Origin of the sequence: Microbacterium sp. EST19A, from assembly GCF_019969685.1 — a bacterium.
Taxonomy (GTDB): domain Bacteria; phylum Actinomycetota; class Actinomycetes; order Actinomycetales; family Microbacteriaceae; genus Microbacterium.
The window spans coordinates 398,777-423,677 of sequence record NZ_JAHXYZ010000001.1; the positions used below are offsets into that span (position 1 = coordinate 398,777).

General features: G+C 68.8%; 22 protein-coding genes. 4 read left to right on the forward strand and 18 right to left on the reverse strand.

Features of this window, described 5'->3' with window-relative positions:
* Positions 1 to 24: 24 nt before the first annotated feature.
* Positions 25 to 732, forward strand: coding sequence for an SDR family NAD(P)-dependent oxidoreductase (locus LC452_RS02075; RefSeq protein ID WP_223622361.1), 708 nt, complete (start codon positions 25 to 27; stop codon positions 730 to 732).
* On the opposite strand, the gene LC452_RS02080 is transcribed toward LC452_RS02075, so the two are convergent.
* A complete protein-coding gene (locus LC452_RS02080) occupies positions 717 to 1,820 on the reverse strand; it encodes a zinc-binding dehydrogenase (protein ID WP_223622362.1) in 1,104 nt (367 codons plus the stop codon). The two genes, LC452_RS02075 and LC452_RS02080, sit on opposite strands and share 16 nt — an antisense overlap.
* Before the next feature lie 117 nt (positions 1,821 to 1,937).
* Between LC452_RS02080 and glpK the strand changes: the two genes are divergently transcribed.
* Positions 1,938 to 3,437 (forward strand): glycerol kinase GlpK, encoded by a 1,500-nt coding sequence (gene glpK, locus LC452_RS02085; protein ID WP_223622363.1) that lies wholly within the window; start codon positions 1,938 to 1,940, stop codon positions 3,435 to 3,437.
* Between the two features lie 33 nt (positions 3,438 to 3,470).
* On the opposite strand, the gene LC452_RS22020 is transcribed toward glpK, so the two are convergent.
* From LC452_RS22020 to LC452_RS02140, 11 genes are all read right to left on the reverse strand, one after another.
* A complete protein-coding gene (locus tag LC452_RS22020; RefSeq protein WP_223622364.1) occupies positions 3,471 to 4,373 on the reverse strand; it encodes a MurR/RpiR family transcriptional regulator in 903 nt (300 codons plus the stop codon).
* Between the two features lie 59 nt (positions 4,374 to 4,432).
* Positions 4,433 to 5,026, reverse strand: a complete 594-nt coding sequence (locus tag LC452_RS02095) for a glucose-6-phosphate isomerase family protein (protein WP_223622365.1) — start codon at positions 5,024 to 5,026, stop codon at positions 4,433 to 4,435.
* Positions 5,027 to 5,033: 7 nt separating this feature from the next.
* A complete protein-coding gene (locus tag LC452_RS02100; protein ID WP_223622366.1) occupies positions 5,034 to 6,083 on the reverse strand; it encodes a zinc-dependent dehydrogenase in 1,050 nt (349 codons plus the stop codon).
* Positions 6,080 to 7,183 (reverse strand): galactitol-1-phosphate 5-dehydrogenase, encoded by a 1,104-nt coding sequence (locus LC452_RS02105; protein ID WP_223622367.1) that lies wholly within the window; start codon positions 7,181 to 7,183, stop codon positions 6,080 to 6,082. The genes LC452_RS02100 and LC452_RS02105 overlap by 4 nt, the downstream gene beginning before the upstream one ends.
* 6 nt (positions 7,184 to 7,189) lie before the next feature.
* Positions 7,190 to 8,026 carry an SDR family oxidoreductase gene (locus LC452_RS02110; RefSeq protein ID WP_223622368.1) on the reverse strand — a complete coding sequence of 279 codons (837 nt, stop codon included), beginning with the start codon at positions 8,024 to 8,026 and terminating at the stop codon, positions 7,190 to 7,192.
* 44 nt (positions 8,027 to 8,070) lie between these two features.
* The gene (locus LC452_RS02115; protein ID WP_223622369.1) at positions 8,071 to 8,877 is read right to left on the reverse strand and encodes an ATP-binding cassette domain-containing protein; all 807 of its coding nucleotides are present in this window, start codon (positions 8,875 to 8,877) and stop codon (positions 8,071 to 8,073) included.
* Positions 8,878 to 8,879: 2 nt separating this feature from the next.
* Complete coding sequence (locus LC452_RS02120; RefSeq protein ID WP_223622370.1) at positions 8,880 to 9,953, reverse strand: ABC transporter permease; 1,074 nt, start codon at positions 9,951 to 9,953, stop codon at positions 8,880 to 8,882.
* A gap of 93 nt (positions 9,954 to 10,046) precedes the next feature.
* A complete protein-coding gene (locus LC452_RS02125; protein WP_223622371.1) occupies positions 10,047 to 11,081 on the reverse strand; it encodes a substrate-binding domain-containing protein in 1,035 nt (344 codons plus the stop codon).
* Positions 11,082 to 11,235: 154 nt separating this feature from the next.
* On the reverse strand, positions 11,236 to 12,513 hold the full coding sequence (locus LC452_RS02130) for an MFS transporter (RefSeq protein ID WP_223622372.1): 1,278 nt from the start codon (positions 12,511 to 12,513) through the stop codon (positions 11,236 to 11,238).
* 24 nt (positions 12,514 to 12,537) lie between these two features.
* The gene (locus LC452_RS02135; RefSeq protein WP_223622373.1) at positions 12,538 to 13,530 is read right to left on the reverse strand and encodes an alpha/beta hydrolase fold domain-containing protein; all 993 of its coding nucleotides are present in this window, start codon (positions 13,528 to 13,530) and stop codon (positions 12,538 to 12,540) included.
* Entirely contained in the window at positions 13,527 to 14,549 is a 1,023-nt protein-coding gene (locus LC452_RS02140; RefSeq protein WP_223622374.1) for an alpha/beta hydrolase, read from the reverse strand. Before LC452_RS02140 ends, LC452_RS02135 begins: the two co-directional genes overlap by 4 nt.
* Positions 14,550 to 14,636: 87 nt before the next feature.
* Here LC452_RS02140 and LC452_RS02145 point away from each other — a divergent pair, with 87 nt between their 5' ends.
* Positions 14,637 to 15,626, forward strand: coding sequence for a LacI family DNA-binding transcriptional regulator (locus tag LC452_RS02145; protein ID WP_223622375.1), 990 nt, complete (start codon positions 14,637 to 14,639; stop codon positions 15,624 to 15,626).
* 12 nt (positions 15,627 to 15,638) lie between these two features.
* On the opposite strand, the gene LC452_RS02150 is transcribed toward LC452_RS02145, so the two are convergent.
* The 4 genes from LC452_RS02150 to LC452_RS02165 all read right to left on the reverse strand — a co-directional run bounded on the left by LC452_RS02150 (position 15,639) and on the right by LC452_RS02165 (position 20,168).
* Positions 15,639 to 15,779 (reverse strand): hypothetical protein, encoded by a 141-nt coding sequence (locus LC452_RS02150; protein ID WP_223622376.1) that lies wholly within the window; start codon positions 15,777 to 15,779, stop codon positions 15,639 to 15,641.
* A 94-nt stretch (positions 15,780 to 15,873) separates the two neighbouring features.
* A complete protein-coding gene (locus LC452_RS02155; protein ID WP_223622377.1) occupies positions 15,874 to 16,242 on the reverse strand; it encodes a hypothetical protein in 369 nt (122 codons plus the stop codon).
* A 75-nt stretch (positions 16,243 to 16,317) separates the two neighbouring features.
* Positions 16,318 to 18,072: a glycoside hydrolase family 35 protein gene (locus LC452_RS02160; RefSeq protein ID WP_223624677.1), complete on the reverse strand. Its 1,755-nt coding sequence runs from the start codon at positions 18,070 to 18,072 to the stop codon at positions 16,318 to 16,320.
* A gap of 47 nt (positions 18,073 to 18,119) precedes the next feature.
* Positions 18,120 to 20,168 (reverse strand): beta-galactosidase, encoded by a 2,049-nt coding sequence (locus tag LC452_RS02165; protein ID WP_223622378.1) that lies wholly within the window; start codon positions 20,166 to 20,168, stop codon positions 18,120 to 18,122.
* Between the two features lie 94 nt (positions 20,169 to 20,262).
* On the opposite strand from LC452_RS02165, the gene LC452_RS02170 reads away from it, so the two are divergent.
* Positions 20,263 to 22,524, forward strand: a complete 2,262-nt coding sequence (locus LC452_RS02170) for an FAD-dependent oxidoreductase (RefSeq protein ID WP_223622379.1) — start codon at positions 20,263 to 20,265, stop codon at positions 22,522 to 22,524.
* Positions 22,525 to 22,534: 10 nt separating this feature from the next.
* Here the strand turns inward: LC452_RS02170 and LC452_RS02175 are convergent, their stop codons facing one another.
* Positions 22,535 to 23,437, reverse strand: coding sequence for a MurR/RpiR family transcriptional regulator (locus LC452_RS02175; RefSeq protein ID WP_223622380.1), 903 nt, complete (start codon positions 23,435 to 23,437; stop codon positions 22,535 to 22,537).
* A gap of 126 nt (positions 23,438 to 23,563) precedes the next feature.
* Positions 23,564 to 24,871, reverse strand: a complete 1,308-nt coding sequence (locus LC452_RS02180; protein ID WP_223622381.1) for a sugar ABC transporter substrate-binding protein — start codon at positions 24,869 to 24,871, stop codon at positions 23,564 to 23,566.
* Positions 24,872 to 24,901 lie beyond the last annotated feature (30 nt).

The following is a 24,901-nucleotide window of genomic DNA, read 5'->3' on the forward strand; positions in this document are numbered from 1 at the left end:
AATTTCGATACGTCAGGAGACGACATGTCCCGCACACCCCTCACCGAACCTCTCGCCGTGATCACCGGAGGAGGCACCGGCATCGGCCGCGCCGTGGCGACGCTGCTGCGAGAGCGCGGCTGGCGCATCGTGGCCCTCGGGCTCGATGCCGACACAGACCTCCCGGAGGAGATCTCCTTCCGCCGCTGCGACGTCAGCGACGGCGCCGCCCTCGAGGCATCGCTCGCCGATATCGGCCCGGTGAGTGCCCTGGTGACCTGTGCCGCCATCCTCCGCGACGACGAGTGGCAGCCCGAGCAGTTCGACGCGGTGCTCGGCGTGAACGTCACCGGCGTGCTGGCGGTCGCCGAGCTGCTCCGTGGCCGCCTGGCCGATGCCGAGGGATCGATCGTGAACTTCGCCTCGATGTGGAGCTACTTCGGCTCGCCGAACTCGCCGGCCTACGCCGCGTCGAAGGGCGCGGTCGTGTCGCTCACGCGGTCCCAGGCCGTCGCCTATGCCCCGCAGGGCATCCGTGTGAACGCCGTGGCGCCCGGCTGGATCGCCACGCCGATGTCGCGCCGCGCCCGCGACGACGCCGCGCGCTTCGAGCGGATCAGCGCCCGCATCCCGCTGGCGCGCTGGGGCGAGGCCGAAGACGTCGCCCGGGCGATCGGGTTCCTCGTGTCGCCCGACGCGGGCTACATCACCGGCACGGTGCTCAACGTCGACGGCGGCTATTCGATCGGCTGAAACACCACCAGCGTTCGGGCGCCGACCCCGGCTTCGAGGTCGGCGATCCCGTCGTTGATCTCGTCGAGCGAGATCCGGCGACCGGCGAGCGCGTCGAGCTCGAGCCGCCCGGACAGATATTCCTCCACGAGCCGAGGCAGGTCCGTCTGCGGCTCGAGCGACCCCGCCCTGACCCCGTGCACGCCCTTGCCCGCGTGCAGATGCCCGGCCGAGAACCCGATCTCCGCCTCGTCGCCGAACACCCCGACGGCCCAGACCGATCCGCCGCGTGCCGTCGCGTCGAGCGCCAGCCCGACGAGGCCGGGGATCCCGACGGCCTCGAAGACGTGATCCGCCCCACCGTCGGTGAGTGCGCGGACGGCGGCGGCGGCATCCGCCACCTGCGAGGTGTTGATCCCGTGCGTCGCGCCGAACCGCTCCTGGGCGAGCCGCAGCCGCTCGTCGCTCCGGTCGATCGCGATCACCGTGGCCGCTCCCGCGAGAGCCGCGCCCTGGCAGACGTTGAGCCCGACACCGCCGGCGCCGATCACCACCACGTGATCCCCCGTCGCGACGCCGGCGACCTTGCGTGCCGAGCCGACACCGGTCGCCACGGCGCAGCCGAGCATCGCGGCGAGGTCGAGCGGCATCCGCCGGTCGATCACCGTGACGGCGTTGCGGTGCAGCACCATCTCCTCGGCGAAGCCGCCGACGTTCGTCCACTGCTGCACCTCGACACCGCCCTGCGACAGGCGCGGCTCCGCGCCCTGGCCGCGCATCGTCGCCTCCCGGTCCTGGCACATGGCCGGTCGTCCGCTGCGACACATCCGGCACTCCCCGCAGAACACGACGAAGCAGGCGATGACGTGGTCCCCGACCGCGACGTCGTCCACAGCCGATCCGATCTCGCTCACGATCCCCGACGCCTCGTGGCCCAGCACGATCGGCATGGGTCGCGCGACGCGCCCGTCGATCACGTGCAGGTCGGAGTGGCAGAGCCCCACCGCGGCGGTCGCGACCCGCACCTCGTGAGGCTCGAGGATATCGGGCGTCTGCACCTCCTCGATCCGCAGCGGTTCGTGCGGGCTGAACAGGACGGCGGCGCGCATGGAAGCTCCATTCGGTAAATATTTCTCTGATCGACTTGCGTTCAGAATAAACTTCGGTCACTCTAGTCACGGGCATGATGCCCGGTCAACACACGACGAAGTGGAATCGGTTCGAGGATGAACAAGACACACGTGATGGCTCTCGACGCCGGCACCGGCAGCGTTCGCGCCATTCTCTTCAGAGATGACGGGTCCATCGAGCACATCGCCCAGGAGGAGTTCGAGCAGCACTACCCCGCACCCGGCTGGGCCGAGCACGACGCCGAGGTCATCTGGGAGTCGCAGCTCCGTGTCGCCCACCGCGTGCTGTCCGAGTCGGGAGTGCCCGCCGAAGCCGTCGCGGCGATCGGCATCACCAACCAGCGCGAGACGTGCGTCATCTGGGACCGCGTGACCGGCCGACCGGTCCACAACGCCCTCGTCTGGCAGGACGGGCGCACCGCCGAGTTCTGCGACGTGCTGCGCACCGAGGGCCACGCGGACTACATCCGGGAATCGACCGGACTGCCGATCGACACCTACTTCTCCGGCACCAAGATCCGCTGGCTGCTCGAGAACGTCCCCGGAGTGCGCGAGCGCGCCGAGGCGGGCGATCTGCTCTGCGGAACCATCGATTCGTGGCTCATCTGGAAGCTGACCGACGGCGCCGCGCACGTCACCGACTACTCCAACGCCTCGCGCACGATGTGCTTCAACATCCGCGAGCTCGCCTGGGACCAGAAGATCCTCGACATCCTCGACATCCCCCGCAGCATCCTGCCCGACGTCCGCCCCTCCAGCGAGGTGTACGGCACGACAGGCACCGCAGCAGGATTCGCCGCGGCCATCCCCGTCGCCTCGGCCACGGGCGACCAGCAGGGCGCGCTCTTCGGGCAGGCGTGCTTCACGCCTGGCGCCGTCAAGGCCACCTACGGTACGGGCGGCTCGGTCATGATGAACACCGGCACGACGCCCGTCCACTCCGAGGCCGGGCTCATCACCACGATCGCCTGGGGACTCGACGGCCGCGTCGAGTACGCCCTGGAGGGAGTCTTCTTCGGCGTCGGGGTCACGATCAAATGGCTCCGCGACGAGATGCGCATCATCGACGACGTCGAGGAGACTGCTGCGATCGCGGCATCCGTTCCCGACACGGGCGGGGTGTATCTCGTGCCCGCCTTCACAGGGCTCGCATCGCCGTACTGGGATCAGTACGCGCGAGCCGCGGTGTTCGGCATCACACCGGGCACCGGACGCGCCCACCTCGTGCGCGCCGCCCTGGAATCGATGAGCTACTCCTACCGCGACGTCATCGACGCCATGACGGCGGAGTCCGGCACGCCCCTCCCCGAGCTCCGGGTCGACGGCGGCGCCGTGGCCAACGACTTCCACCTGCAGTTCCAGGCCGACCAGCTCGGCGTGCCCGTGCACCGGCCCCGCGTCACGGAGTCGACCGCGCGCGGCGCGGCGTTCCTCGCAGGGCTCGCCGTCGGCTTCTGGGCCTCGCAGGACGAGCTGCGTGCGTCGATCGAGATCGAGCGCACCTTCGAGCCGCAGATGGATGCCGGCACGAGGGAACGCCTCTACGCCGGGTGGACGAAAGCCGTGGCGCGGTCGCTCGACTGGGTCGACCACTGAGCACCCCGCCACACCCGACGGGGGCGTGCGGCGTCAGTCTCCGCCGCTCCCCCGCGTCGGCTTGATCGCCGAGAGGTAGCTCTCCTGCAGGTAGTCGGCGGTCTCCTCGAAGAAGCGCGTGGCGTAGGTCGCGTACAGGACGTCGATCGCCAGGAGCTGACCCCACTTCGCTGTGACCGATTCGCCGTAGACGTCGGAGCTCGCGACGGTGCCGGCGGTCAGCAGCACGTCGTCGACCACCGAGGCCAGCGCGGAGTCCACGTTCGAGGTGACACCGAGCACGTAGGCGCCGTGGAACTTCGCGATCTGGGCGGACGAGACGACAGAGGTCGAGTCGCCGGAGTCGCTGATCGCGATCAGCACGTCGCCCTCGCGGAGAGTCGCGCTCCCCATGGTCTGCACGCTCTGGTCGCGGAAGAAGTGGCAGCGCTTTCCCGCGCGCACGAAGCGCATCATGGCACTCTCGGCCGCCGTCGCCGACGATCCCATCGCGGCGAAGTACACCGCGGACGCGTCATGGATGCGGTCGACGGCAGCGCTCATGACCTCGGGATCGAGCCGCTCCGTCGTGCGCGTGAGCGACTCGAAGCTGCCGTGCAGCACCTTCTCGACGATCTGCTCGCTGCTGTCGCCCTTGAGCACGCCCTCGTAGACCCAGTTGGTGCGCTGCTCGGTCGAGACGGGCCGTGAGTAGATCGCCTGCGCGATGCCGAGGCGCAGCTGGTTGTACCCGTCGAGCTGGAGCTCGCGGAGGAACCGGGAGACGGTGGAATCCGCGACGCCCGCTCGTCCGGCGAGCTCGGTGATCGACAGGGCCTGCGCCTCTTCGGGATCCGAGAGGATCACGTCGGCGACGCCGCGCAGTGCCGGGCTGAGCGAGCCCGCGCGACGGGAGATCTGGTGGAGGAGGTTCCCTCCCGTGTCCTGGTCAGTCACGTGTGGAGTCTAGACGGTCGTCCGGCAGTTCCATGGGCAGCGCTCCGGGGCTCCGGACGTCAGCTCTGCCAGCGCGGGTTGTCCTGCAGCGTGGGCACACCGTCGCGATCGACGACGATCTTCCGGAACCCCTTGGTCTCGATGGTGCCGTAGTCATGCCCGGCGTCGCCGGGGAAGGCGAAGAACGTGATCAGCGGCTCCGTGGCGGAGGTGTTGATGCTGCGATGCGCGTAGCGGCCCGGCACGTACACCGACCGGCCGGCGCGGAACTCCTCGACCTGCACGTCGCCCTCCGGGCTCTCCATCAGCATGAGGCCCTCGCCCGAGAGGCACAGGTAGATCTCGGCGGCCTCCAGGCGGGTGTGGAAGTGACCCTTGGTCATGAAGTACTCGTCGCCGACGCGGCCGGGGTACGTCACGCTCGTGCCGTAGGCGATCTCGGTCTCGAGCGACGGCACGCCCATGTCGTAGAACTCGTAGCTCAGCACGTCATCGACGGCGACGGCCGCCGCGAACGCCTCCGAGTCCGCATACATGCCGGCCATGGCCGAGAGAGGACGACGCAGCGACGCCGTCTCGGAGGCGAGGCCGGTCGACAGGTCGAACTGCGTCGCGACGGAACGGATGGTGGGAGTCGGGGATGCGGTGCTCATGTCTGTCCTATCTCTGAGGGAAGGTGATCAGCGACTTCATGCCGACGCCGGAGCGGGAGTGCTCCATGGCCGCTTCGATGTCGTCGAGCGCGAAACGCGCCGTGATGATGGGGCTGAGATCCACGTCGGTCTCCGCGATGATGCCGATGACGTCGCCGTAGTCGGTGACGCTCGACCCGGTGGTGCCGGTGAGCGTCTGCTCCTGGTAGTGGAGCGCGTTCACATCGATCGCGGGCCGTGCCTGATCGCCGAGGCCCGAGAAGACGTTGATCCGCCCGAGACGTCCGGCCAGATCCGTCGTCGAGGCGATGACCTCGGGCTTGGAGACGCAGGTGATCACCACGTCGACGCCTTCGCCCCCGGTCAGCGCCATCACCTGCTCGCGCAGGTCCTGTTCCGAGACGTTGATGAGGTGGTCCGCCCCCAGCCGTCCGGCGATGTCCAGTCGCGGCTGTCGCGTGTTGGCCACGATGACCTGGCGCGCTCCCGCCCTCTTCGCCAGCACGGTGTGGAAGCAGCCGATGGGACCGGCGCCGATGATGAGCACCGAGTCGTCCGCAGAGAGCTCGACCTTGCGCTGACCGTGCAGACAGCATGACATCGGCTCCATGATCGCGGCGATCTCGTCACCGACCGCGTCGGGCACGTGGAACAGGTTGCCGCGCTCGATCGCCACCTGCGGCACCAGCATGTACTCCTCGAAGCCGCCGTCGAGCGTGATTCCGAAGGCGTCGTACGTGGGGCACAGCTGATTGAGTCCTCGCCGGCACATCGCGCACTCGCCGCAGCCGACGTTCGGCGCGACGCTCACGCGATCCCCCACGGCGAAGCCGCGGACCTCCGGTCCTGCGTCGACGATCCGGCCGGTGAGCTCGTGCCCGAGCACGCGTCGCGTCCCCTCGGGGATGCGGAAGTGCCCGTGCTTCATGATGCGCAGGTCGGTGCCGCAGATGCTGGCCGCCCGCACCTCGACGAGCACATCGCCCGCTCCGACCTCGGGCACCGGGATGTCGGTGACCTCGATGCGCCCCGGTCCGAGGAAGACCGCGGCCTTCATCGCCGGGCCAATCGTGCGGAGAGCGATCCGCTCAGCGCGGCATCCGCCTCGGCGATCGCCTCGTCGGACACGGCGAAGATGGTCTTGTTCGACCAGGCCCCACGGTCGGCGAGCCGGGTGAAGACCTCCTGCGCATCGTCGATGCTCTCGACGTGGCTGACCAGTCCCACGACCACGAGCGATCGGCCGAGGCAGGCGACGACCATCTCCCAGTCGTTCGTCACCCGCGGAGTGATCACGGCGTTCCAGGTTCCCCGCAGCACGAGCTCGCGGCGCAGCACGCGGGAGACGAGCTCCTTCGGCAAGGCGACGTCGTCGGCGAGATCGCCGAGCAGCACCACCTGCCCACGATGCGCCGCCGAGCGGATCGCCTGGAGGAACGTCACGGAGAGCCCCGATGCCTCGACGGCGATGTCGACGCCGCGGCCGGCCGTCGCCGCGGATGCGAGTTCGTCGGACGGAGCGGTGGACGCGTCGAGCGTCTCGAATCCGAGGCTCTCCGCGATCTCGCGCTTGCGCGCATCCACGTCGGCGACCAGCACACGCACGACGCCGAGGATCCGCAGCCACTGCGCGGCGAGGATGCCGATCGGTCCCGCCCCGATGACGAGGGCGGTCGCGTTCGGCGGGATCTCGGCGCGGCGCACGGCGTGCAGCGCGACTCCCGCCGGCTCCACCATCGCCCCGTCGATGAGCGACGTGCCCGGGCGCAGCGGGATGAGGTTGCGCTCCGGCACCCGCAGGTACTCCTCGAGCCCGCCGTCCCGCCGGGAGCCGAAGTAGTCGTACCGATCGGCGAGCGCGTACTCGCCGATCTCGCTCATCGGGTCGGACGGTTCGGGGATGCACGGGAAGATCGCCACGCGATCGCCGGCCTTCAGCCCACCCGAAGGAGAGTCCTCGGCCAGGGTTCCCGACATCTCATGGCCGAGCACCAGGGGGAAGCCGTATCCCTTGCCGATGCCGAAGCGCAGGACGTCGGACCCGCAGACCCCGACCGCACCGACCCGCACGAGCACGGAATCGACGCCGACGGGTTCCGGCATCGGCACGTCGAGGACGGCGAGGTCGCGGATGCCGCGCAGAACTGCAGCCTTCACGGTCGCTCAGACCTCCATGCCGTATCGCAGCACCTTGTGCGTCGGGTACAGCGAGAAGGTGGGGATGGTCACGTCCGGCGTGCGCGTCCCGATGTAGAGGGCCGCTTCAGCGACGTTCGAGACGTCGATGCAGCTGGCCGACAGGCCCTCCGCGATCTCCTTCTCGTCGAGCCATCCGTCCGTGTAGGCGGGCAGGTCCCCGTCGTAGAGGCCCTTGTCGATGATCTCGGTCATCGGCGTGCGCACGTGCGACGGGTTCAGGACGGTGACGCCGATGTTCTTGTGCATGCCCTCGATGAGGATGTTCTTCGAGAAGCCGAGCATGCCGTGCTTCGAGGCGCGGTACGGGCTGTGCCCCGGCCCGGAGGCGACCTTCGTCGAGGAGGAGCCCATGTTGATGATGCGCCCTCCGGTCTCCTGGCCCTCCATCACGAGGAACGCCTCTCGGCAGCAGAGGAAGACGCCGGTCAGGTTCGGTCCGATCGTCTTGTTCCACTCCTCCAGCGTCACCTGGGTGACCGGGGGCGCGAGCGAGTCGCGGCCGGCACTGTTGATCACGAGATCGATCCGGCCCCAGCGGGCGACGGTCGCGGCGAAGAACGCGCGGACCTCGTCTTCATCCACGACGTTCCCGACGAGGGAGAGCACGTCGCCGCCGCGTTCCGTGATGTCGGCGGCGACCTCTTCGAGGCGGGCAGTGTCGATGTCGACGAGCGCGACGCGGCATCCGTTGGCGGCGTAGATGCGGGCGACCGCTTCGCCGATCCCGGAGGCGGCGCCGGTGATCAACGCCACCTTGCCCTCGAGGGCCGAGCCGGGTGCGGGGAGGTAGTTGGGCACCATGCGGGTGCTCCTTTCGTGAGAAGTGTCCAGGGGTTCGAGCGGGCTCATGACGCGAGCCCGAGCTGCTCGGGGGTCTTCGCGCCGACCATGAGCGCCACCGCATCCGCCATGTCGATCTGCGACGTCTCGACGAGGGCGATGCGCTTTCCGAGGCGCTGGATGTGTATGCGGTCGGCGACCTCGAAGATCTGCGGCATGTTGTGGCTGATGAGGATGACCGGGATGCCGCGCGCGTTGATGTCCTTGATGAGCTTCACCACGCGGCCCGATTCCTTGACGCCGAGCGCGGCGGTCGGCTCGTCGAGGATGACGACCTTCGATCCGAACGCGGCGGCCCGCGCCACGGCGACGCCCTGCCGCTGCCCACCCGAGAGGGTCTCGACCGACTGGCCGATGTTCTGGAGCGTCTGCAGTCCCAGCTGGGACATCACCTCGAGCGATTCCGCGCGCATCCGCTTCTTGTCGAGCATCCGGAACACGGACCCGGCGATGCCGGGGCGGCGCAGCTCGCGCCCGAGGAAGATGTTGCTGGCGATGTCGAGCGCCGGCGAGACCGCGAGGCTCTGGAAGACCGTCTCGATGCCGAGTCGGCGGGCGTCGACGGGCGTCTTCAGCGCGGTGGGCTCGCCGCTGACGAGCAGCTCGCCCTCGTCGGGCTGCACGGCACCCGAGAGGCACTGGATCAGCGAGGACTTGCCGGCGCCGTTGTCGCCGATCACGGCGAGCACCTCCCCCTGGCGGATCTCGAAGTCGGTCTGGTCGAGGGCGACGACGCGCCCGTAACGCTTCACGATGCCGCGCGCTTCGAGCACCAGGTCGGTGGAGCGCGGGGTCCGGGTTTCGGTGGTCATGGTCAACGTCCGATCTTGCGGAGGCGCTGGTCGACGGCGACCGCGCCGATGATGAGGAGGCCGATGGTGAACTCCTGCCAGAGGCTGTCGAATCCGGCGAGAGAGAGGCCGCTGGAGAAGACGCCGACGATGAGGGATCCGAGCAGGGTGCCCATGATCCGTCCGCGGCCGCCGAAGAGGCTCGTCCCGCCGATCACCACGGCGGTGATGGAGGCGAGGTTGTACGAGGCGCCGGCGGTGGGTGAGATCGAGCCGATGCGGCCGATCAGCAGCCATGCGGTGACGCCGATGATGAGGCCTGCGACGACGTACACCGACATCAGCACGCGGTTGACGCGGATACCGCTCAGTCGCGCGGCCTCGAGGTTGTCGCCCACGGCGTAGATATGGGTTCCCCAGGCGGTGTTGCGGAGGATGTACGCGAAGAGGATGAACATGAGGATCGTGAGCACCTGGCCGAAGGTGAATGTCGTGCCGAACACCCGGAAGCCGGTGCCGAGCCAGTTGAACAACGGGGGCACATCGGCGTACGGAACGCTCTCGCCGTCGGAGATGAAGATGTTCAGCGCATAGAAGATGCTCAGGGTGCCGAGCGTCGCGATGAACGGCGGGATGTTGAGCTTCGTCACGATGAACCCGTTGATCGCCCCGCAGGCGATGCCGACGACGATGCCGAGCACGAGCGCCAGCTCGACCGGAAGTCCGACCGAGACCGCGAACCGGCCCATGGCGACCTGGGCGAGCAGCATGACCGCGGCCACCGACAGGTCGATGCCGGCGGTGAGGATGATGAGCGTCTGCGCGATCCCGAGCATCGCGATCACCTGGACCTGCTGCAGGATCAGCGAGAAGTTCTGGAGGGTGCCGAAGTTCGGCGACACGATCGAGAAGACGATCAGCGCGATGATCAGCACCGCGACGGGTCCGATCAGTGGTCGCGACAGCATCCGTCGTTCGATCCACTGCAGAGGGCTGAGACGGGCTCCCTGGTCGATTTCGACCAGTCCCATCGAGAATCCGGCGGTGACGGTGCTGGGGCGCTCGTCGTCCGGGAGATCGGTGGCGCTTCGGTTCATGATCGGCTTTCCTACGTCGTTGTATGGAGGAGAGGGTGAGGGCCGGTCGGCAAGAGCCGACCCTCACCCGGTAGGGATGCAGCGCGGGGCGTCTCAGCCCCAGCACTGCTCCAGTCCGAAGGTCGTGTCCTCGGATTCGACGCCGTCCTGCGGCTGGTCGGTCACGAGGGTGACGCCGGTGTTGGTGAAGTCCAGGCCGTCGCTGTTCTTGGGCTTCGTGCCGTCGTCGAGGTAGTCCTGCACGGCCTGCAGCGCCTGTTTCGCCATCTCGAGCGGGAACTGCATCGACGTCGCCGCGATGATCCCCTTCTGGACGTTGCTCACGCCGGGGCAGCCGCCGTCGACCGAGACGATGGTGATCTCGTCTTCGAGGCCCGCGGCGACCACGGCCTGGTAAGCGCCGGCCGCCGTGGGCTCGTTGATCGTGTAGACGAGGTTGATGGTCGGGTCCTTCTGCAGGAGCTTCTCCATGCCGGTGCGCCCGCCCGCCTCGTTGGCGTCGGTCACCTCGTGCCCGATGAGTCGCGGGTCCGTCTCGTCCCACATCTTGGTGTCATCGCCGACGTCGATGCCGAAGCCCTCGAGGAAGCCCTGGTTGCGCGCGACGTCGACGGGGATCTGGTCGGTGCTGAGGTCGAGCGTGGCGACGCGGGGCTCGGTGTCGCCGAGCGCGGCCTTCGCCCATTCGCCGACGAGCACGCCCGCGAGGTGGTTGTCCGTGGCGAAGGTGCCGTCGATGCCGGAGTCCGCGCCGAGCGGCGAGTCCATGGCGAAGACGACCACGCCGGCATCCTGCGCCTTCTTGATGGCCGGGATGATGCCGTCGCCGGCCGGGGTGACGAGGATCGCCTTGGCGCCCTGCGCCGTGAAGTTCTCGATCGCCTTGATCTGCGAGTCGACGTCGCTCTGCCCGTCACCGCTGGCGACCTGGAGGTTGAGCCCGAGGGCTTCCGCCTCGTCCTTCGCCCCCTCGGTCATCTTGACGTAGAAGGGGTTGTCCTGGGTCTTGATGACGAGTCCGACGAGTGGTTCGTCCGATCCGGCGGAGGCGGCGCAGCCGCTGAGGCCGACGAGCGCCATCGCTCCGGCCGCTGCCGCAGCGACGATGCTGCGAGTACGTGCGTGCATGATTTCCTCTCGACACGTAAGTGAGAAATGATTACCGACAAGAGGACTCTACCGGAAATTTCTGTTTTGTCGAGAGGTGCGCTGAAATTGCTTTCGAGGCGCGCGAAAACGCCGCGGGTGCGCCGGGATCGGCGCGCCCGCGGCGGAGAAGGACCTACTTCACGCTCTTGATCGGCAGTACCGAGAGCCCGCCGAGTACGCCGAACACGATCGCGGCGATGAACAGAGCCGAGTAGTTCTCCCCCGTCCCGCCGATCGCGAGCAGCGGGATGGCCAGCACCGGGACGAGTACCTGCGGCACCTGGAACGAGAGCGAGACGATTCCGAGGTCCTTGCCCGCCTCGTCGAAGGTGGGCAGCACCTCGGTCATCATGGCGATGTCGACCGAGACGAACGCTCCCTGCGCCCCGCCGACGAGCGCCATCGCGATGAGGAACGTCGTGAGGTCGGGCGACATCGCCGCGATGATGAGCCCGCCGGCCGAGAGCAGCGCCGACACCCAGACGATCGCCTTGCGGCGGCCCGTGCGGTCGGAGATCCATCCGAAGACGACGGTGGTGAGGATGCTGGTGAGCGTGAAGGCGATGAGGACCGTGGCGAAGACGCCCGACGCCTCCTCCTTCGGCACCTCGAGCCGATCGATGATGAAGAACAGCAGGTAGGTCGACACCGTGAGGATCGACATCGTGACGAACAGCCGGCAGGCCCATGCCCAGAAGAAGTCGCGGTACTTCACCGGATTCAGCCAGTAGGTCGACACGACATCCGCCCAGCTCCACGGCGCGGGCTTCTCGGTGCGCACGATGTCGTGCAGGCGGAAGAAGAGCAGCACGCTGAACACGGCCCCGATCACGCCGGGCACCAGGAACCACGTCCACTGCTGCTCGTTGGGCAGAGCGGCGATCAGCAGCGAGCCGAAGATCAGCGCGATCGCGTTCGCCGCACTCGCGGCCGCCGAGACGCGGGCCCGGATGCTCATCCGGATCTGATCCGCGAGCAGCGCGTGCACCGCGGCATTCGTCGCGCCGAAGCCGGTCTGCACGATCGCCCAGCCGACGATGACCTGCCAGAGCTCGGTCGAGAACGCGAGCACGACGACCCCGACCATGCCGGCGAGGGCACCGCCGAGGATCCACGGCCGGCGCTTGCCGAGCCGGGACATCGTCCGGTCGCTGAGGCGCCCGAACAGCGGGGTGATGATGATCACGACGACACCGCCGACGGCCGCCACGATCGAGAGGTTCACGCCCTTCGTGGAGTCGTCGAGGAACGCGAACACCTTCGGGATCGAGGCGCCGGCCAGCGTGCTGAGCACCAGGCTGAGCCCGAACCATGCGGCGACGAACGTGAACAGGAATCCGCGCGGCTGCTTCGTGCCGGGGATGACGTCGGGCCCGAGGGCGCCGATCGGGTCGAGCGTGGTCTGGGACATCGTCGTCTCCTGGAGTGTGGGTGTTCAGCCGGCGGACCGGACGGGGATCGTGTCGTACGCGAATGCGAGGTGGCGGGCGTGCAGCTCCTGCCACTCGCGGGCGCCGTCGAAGGCGGCGGTGAGACCGGGGGTGCCGTGCAGGTGTCCCAGGCCGACGTACAGCTCGACGGGGACCCCGGCATCCTGCAGCCGCTCGGCGTACTGCACCCCGGCGTCGCGGAGGGGGTCGTGCTCGCCCGCCATGATCAGCGTCGAGGGAAGGCCGTGGAGGTCGTCGACGTCGAGGGGCGAGATGCGGCCGTCGACGGCCCCGTCGGGTCCGGCGTACATCGCGACGATCTGCTCGAGCTGGTCGAGTCCGAACCCGACGCCGTAGTCCTCTGCCGAACGACCGACCCGGTGCATGGCCGCGGGCGGCACCTCCAGGTCGACGTGCACCAGCCGGGGTCCGCCCAGGTCACGCAGCCGCAGGGCAGTGCTGGCCGCGATCGCCGCGCCGGCCGAGTTGCCGCCGATCCCGAGGCGCTCGGGGTCGACTCCGAGCCGCGTCGCATCGACGACGAGGGCGTCGAGAGCCGCGACGGCATCGAGGACCGGAGCGGGATACGGATGCTCCGGCGCGAGCCGGTACTCGAGCGAGAAGATCTGCACGCCGCTCTCGAGCGCGCGGCGCGCGCAGAGCCGCTCGTTCAGGATCTCGTCGATCGTGCCGGCGTAGAAGCCTCCGCCATGGAGCCACAGCTGAGTCGGCGCGGCACCGGTCGCGGCATCCGGACGGTAGCGGCGCAGCCGAAGCGGGCCGCCCGGCCCGTCGATGACCACCTCATCGATCTCCACGCCGTCGGGCACGGGGAGGGTGAAGTCGACGGCGAGCAGGTCGGAGAGCTCGCGGGCCGCCACCCGCTGCACAGCCGGGTCGGGGCTGTCGATGCCGGGGATGCCGGGCGAGAGCTGTTCGAGCCGGGCGATCCATCGGCGGATCCCGGGATCGAGGTCGAGATCGGCGAGCGTGGTCATCGCGCCACCGTCCCCGCGTAGTCGACCGGCTCGTCGTGGAGCGTGCGCAGCGTCGCGATGATGTCACGGTGCAGGTGATCCGCGGCGGGCACATGACCGCGATAACTGCCGGAGCCGTGGTTCTGGCCGATCAGCCGCAGGCACGTGACCGGTACGCCGGCCTGGCTCAGGGCGCGGGCGTAGGCCTCGCCGTCTCCGCGCAGCGCGTCGAGCTCGGCGGTGTAGATGACGGCGGGCGGCATCCCCACCAGCGATGCCGCGAGGAGCGGCGATGCATAGGGTTCGTGTCGCGTCGCCTTGGCTGAGCCGACGTACTGGTCGACGATCATCCCGGCCATCCGACGGAACAGGGGCTTGGGCACGATCGCGGCCTGCCCGTCGAGATCGAGGTGCTTCATGGTCAGGTCGAGGAGCGGCACCTCGAGCAGCTGCAGGCGCACGGGTCGGTTCGCGCGATCGCGATTCATCAGCGCCGTCGCGGCGGCGAGGTTGCCTCCGGCCGAGGCGCCGCCGATGGCGAGCTTCGCGGCGTCGCCGCCGAGGTCCGCCGCGTGGGTGGCCGCCCACTCGAAGATCGACCAGCATTGCTCCGGCTGGGCGGGGTAGGTCACCTCCGGTGCGTGCGAGTACTCCCCCGCGACGACGATGATGCCTGCGTCTCGTGCACGCTCGCGGAAGGCGGCATCCCACCACACCCAGTCGATGCCGGCGATCTCGAAGCCGCCGCCGAAGAAGTAGACGAACACCGGCAGCCCGCCCGCGGTCGCAGGATCGGACCGTTCGGGGGTGGGCCAGTACACCCGCAGCCGGGCATCGGGATGGCCGTCGACGGGAATGGTGTGCTCCTCGGTCGCGACGTCGACGGGGGCGATGCCGAGTTCCGTGGTCATCACGACGTCGAAGGCCTCGGCGATGCGCCGACGGTCCTGCGCGGTCTTGCCCCGCGGCTCCTGCAGCGGGGCGAGTCGCGCCTCGACGGCGGTGACGAACGAATCCGGCTGCGCTTTCGTGAAACTCATGCGTGACGTCCTCCTTTGGTGTCAGGATCATTGTGAGCGCATCGAAGCACTTCGATGAAGTACTTTTTGAGAAGGAGGTGCGAGCGGATGCCGGACGCAGGCAAGGTCACGATCTACACGGTCGCCGAGCGCGCGGGCGTGAGCATCTCGACGGTCTCCCTCGTCATCAACGCGCCGCACCGCGTGAGCGAGCAGACGCGTGCCCGGGTCATCGCCGCCGCCGGCGCGCTCGGCTACCGGGCCGGATCCTCGGCCGGACGCACCGCGGGAGGCACTCGCATCGCGGTCGCCGCCCCGTTCAGCACGTACTCCACCTACTTCCGCCGCTTCTCCGGGATGCTGGTGCGCGCACGGGAGACGGCGATCGAGCTGACCGCGCACGATCTCGAATCCGCCGCGAGCGTGGACGCCCCGTTGCTGGACGCCCTTCCGGTGCGCCGCGGGATCGAGGGACTGATCGTGATGGGCGTGCCGCTCGGCACCGCGGCCATGCGGGCGAGCCGCGAGGCCGCGCTCCCCCTCGTGCTCATCGATGTGCGCCGCGCCCGACCGGTCGGCGACGATGCTCCCGTCGTGCTGCTCGACGACGAAGCCGGAGGACGGATGGTCGGCGAGCACCTGCGGGAACGCGGGCACCGCCGCGTCGTCTATCTGGGCGAGCCTCAGCTCTCCGAGGACTACATCTCCGCGGGGATGCTGCGCATGAAGGGCCTCTCCGAGTACGTGACGATCGACCAGGTCCGCTCTCCGCTCGACACCGACCCGACGCCTGCACTGCTGCGCGCGCTCTCGGGCCCCGACGCGCCGACCGCGGTGATGGCGAACCACGACGAGCTGGCATCCCGTGCCTGGCGCGGACTGCGCGAGGCCGGACTCTCGGTGCCCGACGACGTCGCGATCGTGGGCTTCGACGACGGCCCGCTCGCCGACGGGCTGGGCCTCACGACGGTGCGTCAGCCCTTCGAGGAATCAGGACGCGTCGCGCTCGACCTGCTGCTCGGGATCGCCGCGGGCAACGCCGGCCCCGTGCGTCGGGTCGACCTCATGCCGTCGCTCGTCGTGCGCGCGAGCACGTAGAGGCCGCACCCGTCACGAGGGTTCGGTCGCGCGGATCAGACCGCATTCGACGCACGACCACACGACGAGGAACCGTTCGTCGTCGAGGATCTCGAACGTGAGGGCATCGCCGCAGGTCGGACAGACCCGGGGATCGACGGCGCTCGCGCTCATGCATCCAGCCTACGAGCGGCCGGAGGGTGCGGGGCCGAGTCCTGCGTACCGGACGCCGCGGGCAGAACTTCGCCCGCGGTCGCGGCGAAGACGCTCAGCCGCAGAACGCCGAAGCAGACTCCTTCAGCTGCTCGATCGCCTCGACCGTCTCCGGGGCCTGCAGGTCGGTCACCTCGCCGAGCTGCTGCGCACCGGAGCGGATCACATCGCCGATCTGTCCGTCGACGTCGTCGGCGAGACCGTTCAGCGTCACCACGAGGTCATCGCGGGCCGCGTCGAGCTGTTCCTCGGTCGCGCCGCCCTGGTCGATCACCGACTGGTACTGCGCGTAGGCATCGTCGATCGTGGTGCAGGTCTCCTCCACCGGCACTCCGACGACGTCTCCGGCGATCTGCGTGACCTGCGAGCACCCCGCGAGGAGGCCGGCGACGAGCAGGAGGGGAAGGACGACGATGCGGCGCATGCTCCGAGGGTAGCCGGGTCACCATCCGGCGACCTGAGAGCGCGGGATGCTGTCGCGCATGCTCAGCGACGTGGACTAGTCCTCGACCGGGCCGTATTCCGGGCCGCTGACCAGACGAGCCGTGTCGGGCGCGCGCGTCTCGAGTTCGAGGACCGTCAGTTCGTTCGCCCCTCTGCGAGTCGCACCTTCGGGAACGAACAGAGTCTGCTGCGGACCGCGCCGCCAGTAGCGCCCGAGGAGGAATCCGTTGATCCAGACGAGGCCCTTGCCCCAGTCACCGGTCTCCAAGAAGAGGCCAGAGGGTCTGCTGAGGCGGAAGACGCCTCGCGCGGTCGAGCCGCCCGGCCACAGCGACGAGTCCGTCCCGGAGCTCGGCGTGCGGACGATCTCCGGAATCGCGTCGAGTCGCAGGGGCGCCACGCTCCACTCGGTGACGGGCCTGCCATCCACCGTGATCGGCCCGATCAGCCCCTTCTCCTCGCCGATCAGCGGCCCGTAGTTGACCCGCCCCTGATCCTCGACGAAGAGCTCGAGCTCGCCGCGGCCCGCGGGCAGCACAAGCGCCCGCTCGTGCGCATCGCGGGCGAGCGTGCCCACATATCGACCGTCGAGTCGCACCCAGGCGCGGTCGCGCACCTCCCCCACCTCGAGGAGCACGGGCGACGGGCCTGCGTCGAGGTGCGCGCGATAGACGCCGTAGCCTCGCGCGTGCCCGATGACGTCGAAGGCGAGGGGATGCTCGGAGTACGTCGGCTCCGCGAAGACCTCGCTCGACAGCAGGCTCCGCTGCGCGAGATCCACCTCGAGCGTCGGAGCATCCGCCGGGTCCGCCGGCTGCTCTTCGGGAACGGGTGCGTACTTGGCGATCACGTCGCGGAACGCCCAGTACTTCGCGGTCGGACGCCCCGCTTCGTCGAGCGGTGCGTCGTAGTCGTACGACGTGGCGATGGGAACGTAACGGCCCTTGTGGTTGGCGCCGTTCGTGAGTCCGAAGTTGGTCCCACCGTGGAACATGTAGATGTTGACCGATGCCCCGGCGGCAAGGAGGGCGTCGAGCTCGGCGGCTGACTTCTCTGCCGACGTCGTGTGGTGACGGGTGCCCCAGCTGTCGAACCAGCCATCCCAGAATTCCGCGCACAGCAGAGGTCCGCTCGGCTGATGCCGACGGAGCGTCGCGAGCCGCACGGCGGCGTCGGACCCGAACGATCCGGTCCTGTGCAGCTCGGGGATGCCGCCGGCCGCCAGCATCTCGTCGGTGGGCTGGTCGATCGAGGTGAGGGGAACGGTGATGCCGACCTGCCTGGTCAACTCGGTGAGGCGTCTCAGGTACGCGTGGTCGTCGCCGTACGCTCCGTATTCGTTCTCGACCTGCACGAGGATGATCGGCCCGCCGCGGTGGATCTGACGCGGCACGAGCACCGGAGCAAGCTGCTCGAGGTACTCCCGAACGGCGTCGAGGTAAGCGGTGTTCGTGCGGCGCAGTTCGACATCGGGGGCTCCCGTCAGCCAGGCGGGGAGGCCTCCGTTGTCGAATTCTGCGCAGATGTAGGGCCCGGGGCGTACGATCGCGTGCATCCCCTCGGCTGCGACCGTGTCGAGGAATCGGCCGAGATCGAGCCGGCCGGACAGGTCGAACCGACCGCGCCGGGGCGCGTGCTCATTCCACGCGACGTACGTCTCGATGGTGTTCAGCCCCATGAGTCGAGCCGCGCGGATCCGAGCTGCCCAGTCATCCGGGTGCACCCGGAAGTAGTGCACGGCTCCGGACAGCACCCGGTGGGGGCGCCCGTCCAGGAGGAAGTCGTTCTCGCCGATGGTGAAAGTGCGCATCGCCGGCTCCTCGTCGGTGCGGATGTCGTGATCGTTCGGCAGGGACATCAGGCTGTCGACGCTTGCAGGAGGTCGGCCGACCGGGCACGGTCGTCGTCTGCGCCGGGCTCGTCCGAACTGCTCGGGTGCAGCACAGCCACGTCGAACGGCGCCAGCTCCACCACGTTCGTGGCGGCACCGGTCAGGGCATCACGGCCGGGCAGCGAAAGACGCACGGGCGTGATGCGGTGATTGATCGCGAAGACCAGATCACCGCGACGCACGATCTCCACGCCGGGAGGGGCATTCGTCGACGAGACACCGGCTTCTGCGGCGACGATCCGCAGAAGATCGGCACACCCCGGGCGCTCCAGCTCCGCACTGACGTACCAACCGATCCCCCTCCCGTGCGGATGCCGGGTAATGGCGGGACTGCCCTCGAGATCTCCCGGGCCATAACGCGCGACAGCGGACGCGCCCGTCGTGCGCACGATCTCCGCCCACACGCCGACCGGTCCGGCGACCTCCCCGACCACTTCGACGGAGAGACCGAGGCGGGCTCGGATCTCGGGCTGGTCGACGGGCGGGCGCGGGCTGACCTCGTCGATCTCGATTCCGAAGGTCTCGGTGAGCGATCCGAGAGGTCCGCCCGACATGAGCCCGGCTGCCGGATCGAGGACGCCGGTCAGGTACGTGGCGACGAGGTGCCCGCCCTCTCGCACGTACCGATCCAGGTTGTGCATCGCATCGTCGGAGAGCACGGTCGTCGATACCGCGAGCACTGCCCTGTACCCGGACAGGTCATCGGTCGGACGTGCGAAGTCGACGAGCACGCCGAGCTCGTGCAGCGCCGAGTACCACTCTGTGACGGCGGCGAGATAGTCGGTGCGTGCCGGCATCGCCTTCTGCTCCACGGCCCACCACGACTCCCAGTCGAACAGGATCGCGACCTGCGCCGGTTCGACAGGGGTGCCGGCGATGCCCTCCAGCGCGCCGAGTTCGTGACCGAGCTGCGTGACCTCGCGCCAGATCCGGCTGCCAGTGCCGGCACTGGGCAGCATCGCGGAGTGGAACTTCTCCGCGCCACGAGCGGCCTGCCGCCATTGGAAGAACATGATGCCGTCGGCTCCGCGCGCGATCGCCTGATACGACAGGGCACGCATCTGGCCGGGCCGCTTGGCGCCGTTGATCGGACGCCAGTTGACCGCGCTCGTCGACTGCTCCATCAGCAGCCATGGCTTGCCTCCGGCGAGCGAGCGCAGGAGATCGCGCCTCATCGCCCCGTATATGTGCCCCTCGGGGTCGAGCGGGTCGGGATAGCAGTCGTCGCTGACGAAGTCGACCTCCTGCGCCCATTTCCAGTAGTCGGCCGGCTTGAAGGGGCCCATGAAGTTCGTGGTGATCGGAATCGCCGGATTGGCCGCCCGCAGGATCGCCGCCTCTGCACGATAGGCCGCGATCAGCGCGTCTGAACCGAATCGCTCGTAGTCGAGTGCCTGCGCCGGGTTCGGAAAGGTCGGGGTGTCCCGTGCCGGCTGGACCTCCTCGAACGAGCCGTACTGCTGCGACCAGAAGGCCGTGCCCCACGCGTCGTTCAGCCGCTCCAGCGTGCCGTACCGCGCCCGGAGCCACGTGCGGAAGGCGGCTGCCGATTCGGCGCCGTAGTCCCGCGGCACCTCGTTGCCGAATTCGTTCCCCACGTGCCAGGCCACCAGCGCGGGGTGATGCGCGTACCGCTCCGCCAGCTTCCCTACGAGCCGGTCCGCGTAGTACCGGAACGTCGGAGACCCGGGATTGTGGTGTGCACGGCTGCCGATCGACCACCGGCGTCCGGATGCTTCCACCGCCAGCACGTCGGGATGCGCTGCCGTGAGCCACGGCGGCGGCGATGCGGTCGCCGTCGCCAGATCGACGCCGATTCCGGCCTCGTGCAGCCCGTCGATCACGTCGTCCAGCCACGCGAAATCGAACGCTCCGTCCGCCGGCTCGAGCTTCGCCCAGGCGAACACGCCGACCGTTGCCACGGTGACGCCGGCGCGCTGCATGAGGGCGATGTCCTCCGCCCACACCTCGCGTGGCCACTGCTCAGGGTTGTAGTCCCCGCCATACCAGAGCATCCGTCTCTCCTCTGCAAATTCTTTGCACGTTCTGATCCACTACAGTACAGTTACGATATTGTTTTGCGCCACTGCGACGCCGAGGAGATCTGAGATGCAACACCTGCCGGTACACGCCGACGTGACCGTGATCGGGGGCGGACTGGCCGGGACGGCAGCGGCGATCGGTGCGGCGCGAGAAGGCGCGACCGTCGCGCTGATCAACAACCGCCCGGTGCTCGGTGGCAACGCGAGCAGCGAGATCCGGGTGTGGGTGTGCGGCGCGACCGCGCACGGGGCGCAGAAGTTCGCCCGCGAGACCGGGGTGATGGGCGAACTGTTCCGGGAGAACCAGTACCGGAACCCCGAAGGAAATCCGTTCCTCTGGGATCAGGTCGTCCTCGATGCCGTGCGCGCGGAACCCAACATCCGCCTCTTCCTCAACACCGACGTCCGGTCGGTCGACGCCGACGGCGATGCCGATGAGCGCAGCATCCGCTCGGTCACCGCCTGGCAGATGGACACCGAACGGGTGCTGACCTTCACCTCCTCGCACTTCATCGACGCCACCGGCGACGGATTGGTGGGGCATCTGGCGGGCGCTCACTACCGGATGGGTCGCGAGCCGCACTCCGAGTTCGGGGAGCCCTGGGCTCCCGAGGTCCCCGACGACGACATGCTCGGAAGCACGATGTTCTTCTACACGAAGGATGCCGGTGAGCCCGTGCGCTTCGTCCCGCCCTCGATCACGAAGGACATCTCGGCGACATCGATCGTGCGAAACCGTCCGATCAGCACGACCGCGAACGGCTGCGACTACTGGTGGATCGAATACGGCGGCGAGCTGGATTCGGTGCAGGATGCCGAGCACATCCGCGATGAGCTGTGGGGGGTCGTCTACGGCGTCTGGGACCACATCAAGAATTCGGGCGAGTTCGACGCGGAGACCCTCACTCTCGAGTGGGTGGGATCCGTTCCCGGAAAGCGCGAATACCGCCGGTTCGAAGGCGATGTCATGCTGACGCAGCACGACATCATGGCCCAGACGCGGTTCCCCGACTCGGTCGGCTTCGGCGGATGGAGCATCGATCTGCACCCGTCAGGGGGCATGTACTCCGACGACAAGGGCTCCGAGCACCTGTTCACCGCCGGGATCTACCACATCCCGTTCCGCAGCCTGTACTCGCGCAACGTGTCGAACATGCTGATCGCGGGCCGCGATATCTCGGCGAGCCACGTCGCCTTCGGAACCACACGCGTCATGGCGACCTGTGCCGTCACCGGAGAGGCAGCAGGCGTCGCCGCCGCGATCTGCGCCCGCGAGAGCATCACTCCCCGCACCCTCGCCGACGAACGGATCGGGATGCTGCAGCAGACCCTGCTGCGCCACGACTCCTCCATGCTGGGCATCGAATGGAGCGATCCCGCCGACCTCGCACTCCAGGCCACCGCGACCGCGTCGTCCACCCTCGAGCACCTCACGACGGATCGGGACCACGACATCCTGGACCGTCGGACCTTCCCGTTCCACGATCGCGACCTCGCGATCCTGTTCCCCGTGCAGCCGTCGTTCGACGGCGTCGATCTGCTGCTGCATCTCTCCGGATCGACGGAGCTCGAGGCCGAGCTGTGGTCGACGGGCGGCGGTGAGAACCACATTCCGGTGCACCGCCTGGATGCCGCTCGGCTCACCGTCGACGCGGGCGAGCACTGGGCATCGCTCCCGTTCTCGCACGAGGCACCCGACGGCGCCAACGTCGTGGTGGTCCTGCGCCGCAACGCGCACGCGAGCCTCGTGTACGAGGACAGGCCGGCGCCGTACGGCATCCTCGGTCTCGTGAGTCGCACGCCCCGGACCTCGAGCGCGCAGGCGCAGAGCAACGCGTGGTCGGCGGAGGAACTCCGTCGTCGCGCGCCGATCATGCGCGTGCACGGCGCGACCGAGGCCCTCTCGCCGGCGCAGGCGATCGGCGGCCTGCAGCGACCGTACGACGGACCGCGTCTGTGGTCCTCCGATCGGCTGCGCATCGATCCGACACCGTGGCTGGCCCTGGACTGGCCGCAGCCGGTCGAGATCGCGAAGATCGACATCGTGTTCAACGACGACGTCGACATCGACCTGGTGAACCTCCACCATCACCGCACGCCGTGGCCGGTGATCCCGGAGCTCGTCCGCGACTATCGGCTCGAGGCGCTCTCCGACGGCGAATGGATGCCGGTCGCCTCCGTCGTGGAGAACCGGGAACGTCACCGGAGCCACCTGCTCGAGGCCCCCGTCACGACGACCGGCATCCGCCTCGTCGTGGGGGCGACCAACGGATCGGAGTGGGCCAGCGTGGTCTCTCTGCGCGCTTTCGGTTCGGACCGGGCGCGATGAGACGAGTGCCCTAGCGGCGCTTCCTCCGCGGCTTCGCAGAGGAGCCGGGAGGCGCCGCGGGGTCATCGGCTTCCAGACGATCGAAGACGAAGTCCGGCATGCGCTGCGCCACGAGCGCCCAGAGCGCCGCACAGATCAGCGTGTCGCTCGAGCGGCCGGCGAAGTAGTCCGTCCACGAGGTCACGCCCACGGTGGCGGTGCCCGTCACGACGGCGATGTCGACCTTCCTGGAGATCGCGGCCTTCGCGTCACCGGTGATCACCGCGGTCGTGGCGCCGTGCGCACGCGCGACGTCGACGAAGCGCTCGGCGATGACGCTCTCACCTGACCGCGACATCACGAGTGCGAGGTCGCGTTCGCCGAGGCGCCCGGCCCCCACCTGCGCGAAGTACGCACCCTCGTGGAACCAGATGGGGATGCCGATGCGGAACAGCCGCAGATAGAGCTCGTAAGCGACCGGCGCATCGCCCCACTCGCCGAACAGGTGGACGCGTCCGGCCGCGACGATCGAGTCGGCGAGCCGCTCGAGCGCCGAGAGATCGACAGCGGCCATCGCGTTGCGGGCCGCCTGGAACTGATTGCCCGCCAGGGTGCTCAGCACCTTGTCTGCGGGGTCGTCGGGGAGGATCGCCGAGCCGATGTCACGCTCCCAGCCCGCCTGTGCCCCCCGCCCGTTCTCGAGTGCGATCGCTGCGCGCAGGGCCGGGAATCCGGTGAACCCCAGCGACGCGGCGAGCCGGGTGATGGTGGCAGGAGACGTCTCCGCCTCGGCCGCCAGCCAGGTGATGGAGTTCTCGCCTGCCACGAGCGGATCGCGAAGGATCATCTCGGCGACCCGCAGCTTCGCCCCGGTCAACTTCGGAATCGCGGCGCGCAGCACCTCGAGCGGGCTGATATTCGTGTCGTCTGCCACCGTTACCTCCTGGTTTCGACGCTGCCGCCGACCGTTCGAACATACCGCCCGGATCCGCCCGCCCCGTACGGCGCGAGTGTGCGGCCGGCCCCCGAACCTCAGGGACCGGCCGCAGGAAGGGCAGCGCTACTCTCCTGTGACGCTGAACCCCTGCTCGTTGCCGTAGTCGACGAGGTCGTCCTGCCAGGCGAGGAGTCCCTTTGCGATGGTCGTCTCGCCGATGAAGGCCGGGCCGACGGTGTCGCCGAACTTCGTGGCGGCGTAGACCTCGTAGGGCAGGAACTGCCAGCCGTCCACGACGGAGTCGAGCGACTCGACGAACACGCGGTTCACTTCCTGGCCGCCGAAGTAGTCGTCCTTGGCGCCGAGGAACGCCTCGTCCTCGAGAACGCTCGTGCGAGCGGGGAAGGATCCGGACTGCAGCGTGAGATCGGCGCCCTCTTCCAGGCTCACGAAGCGCTGGAACGCGGCCGCGACGAGCTGGTTCTTGCCCTGCTTGATCATCGCGAGGCTGCCGCCGCCGTTCATCGAGCTGCCCTTCTCGCCATCGAAGCTCGGCAGTGCAGCGACGCGCCAGTTCCCGGCACCGTCTGCGGCGCCCGACTTGAGGGTGCCGGACATCCAGGCTCCGGAGAGCAGGGTCGCGATGTTGCCGTTGGCGAGGCCGGTGTACCACTCCGGGCTCCATCCCGCCGTGGTCGCCAGCAGCTTCTCGTCGACGAGCTTCTGATAGAAGTCGGCGAACTTGATCGTGCCCTCGTCGGCGAGGTCGATGGTGATGTCCTCGCCGTCCACCTGGAAGGGGTGCCCGCCGGCGGCCCAGATGAGGCTCTCGGTCAGACCGGCGTTGCCCGAATCCGCCGCGATGTAGGCATTGGGGTCCGCGGCATGGATCTTGCGTGCCGCGTCGAGGTACTCGTCCCACGTCGTCGGAACCTCGACGCCGAGGCGGTCGAACGTGGCCTTGTTGTAGAACATGGCCATGGGTCCTGCGTTCAGCGGCAGCTCGTAGAGCGCGTCCGCGATGTTGACGCTGCCCCAGGTGGCGGGCGTGAACTTGTCCTCGAGGTCGTCGAAGCCGAACTTCTTCAGATCGACGATCGCGCCGGAGAGCGCGAACTGCGGCAGGGTCGCGTACTCGATCGTCGCGAGGTCGGGGGCACCCTTGCCCGCCTTCACCGCGTTGAGCAGCTTGTTGTACTGGTCGGCTCCGGTGCCGACGTTCTCGACGTTGACCGTGATCTTCGGGTACTTCTCCTCGAAGGCCTTGGCGATGTCGGGGAGGCTGGCGGACCAGGTCCAGACGGTGATCTCCGTCTTCTCCTGCAGGGCCGCCGTGATGTCGGCGTCGGTGTACTGGTCGGTGCCCGGCCCGGCGCCCGTGCCGGTCGCACAGCCGGCGAGGAGGGTGAGGACGACGGTGGCAGAGGCCACGAGGGAGGCGCGCCGGAGCGTTCGGCCGCG

Coding starts and splice junctions, on each gene's coding strand:
- LC452_RS02075 (WP_223622361.1), top strand. CDS start 25: ATGTCCCGCACACCCCTCACCGAACCTCTCGCCGTGATCACCGGAGGA.
- LC452_RS02080 (WP_223622362.1), bottom strand. CDS start 1,820: ATGCGCGCCGCCGTCCTGTTCAGCCCGCACGAACCGCTGCGGATCGAG.
- glpK (WP_223622363.1), top strand. CDS start 1,938: ATGAACAAGACACACGTGATGGCTCTCGACGCCGGCACCGGCAGCGTT.
- LC452_RS02095 (WP_223622365.1), bottom strand. CDS start 5,026: ATGAGCACCGCATCCCCGACTCCCACCATCCGTTCCGTCGCGACGCAG.
- LC452_RS02100 (WP_223622366.1), bottom strand. CDS start 6,083: ATGAAGGCCGCGGTCTTCCTCGGACCGGGGCGCATCGAGGTCACCGAC.
- LC452_RS02110 (WP_223622368.1), bottom strand. CDS start 8,026: ATGGTGCCCAACTACCTCCCCGCACCCGGCTCGGCCCTCGAGGGCAAG.
- LC452_RS02115 (WP_223622369.1), bottom strand. CDS start 8,877: ATGACCACCGAAACCCGGACCCCGCGCTCCACCGACCTGGTGCTCGAA.
- LC452_RS02120 (WP_223622370.1), bottom strand. CDS start 9,953: ATGAACCGAAGCGCCACCGATCTCCCGGACGACGAGCGCCCCAGCACC.
- LC452_RS02125 (WP_223622371.1), bottom strand. CDS start 11,081: ATGCACGCACGTACTCGCAGCATCGTCGCTGCGGCAGCGGCCGGAGCG.
- LC452_RS02130 (WP_223622372.1), bottom strand. CDS start 12,513: ATGTCCCAGACCACGCTCGACCCGATCGGCGCCCTCGGGCCCGACGTC.
- LC452_RS02135 (WP_223622373.1), bottom strand. CDS start 13,530: ATGACCACGCTCGCCGATCTCGACCTCGATCCCGGGATCCGCCGATGG.
- LC452_RS02140 (WP_223622374.1), bottom strand. CDS start 14,549: ATGAGTTTCACGAAAGCGCAGCCGGATTCGTTCGTCACCGCCGTCGAG.
- LC452_RS02145 (WP_223622375.1), top strand. CDS start 14,637: ATGCCGGACGCAGGCAAGGTCACGATCTACACGGTCGCCGAGCGCGCG.
- LC452_RS02150 (WP_223622376.1), bottom strand. CDS start 15,779: ATGAGCGCGAGCGCCGTCGATCCCCGGGTCTGTCCGACCTGCGGCGAT.
- LC452_RS02155 (WP_223622377.1), bottom strand. CDS start 16,242: ATGCGCCGCATCGTCGTCCTTCCCCTCCTGCTCGTCGCCGGCCTCCTC.
- LC452_RS02160 (WP_223624677.1), bottom strand. CDS start 18,072: ATGCGCACTTTCACCATCGGCGAGAACGACTTCCTCCTGGACGGGCGC.
- LC452_RS02165 (WP_223622378.1), bottom strand. CDS start 20,168: ATGCTCTGGTATGGCGGGGACTACAACCCTGAGCAGTGGCCACGCGAG.
- LC452_RS02170 (WP_223622379.1), top strand. CDS start 20,263: ATGCAACACCTGCCGGTACACGCCGACGTGACCGTGATCGGGGGCGGA.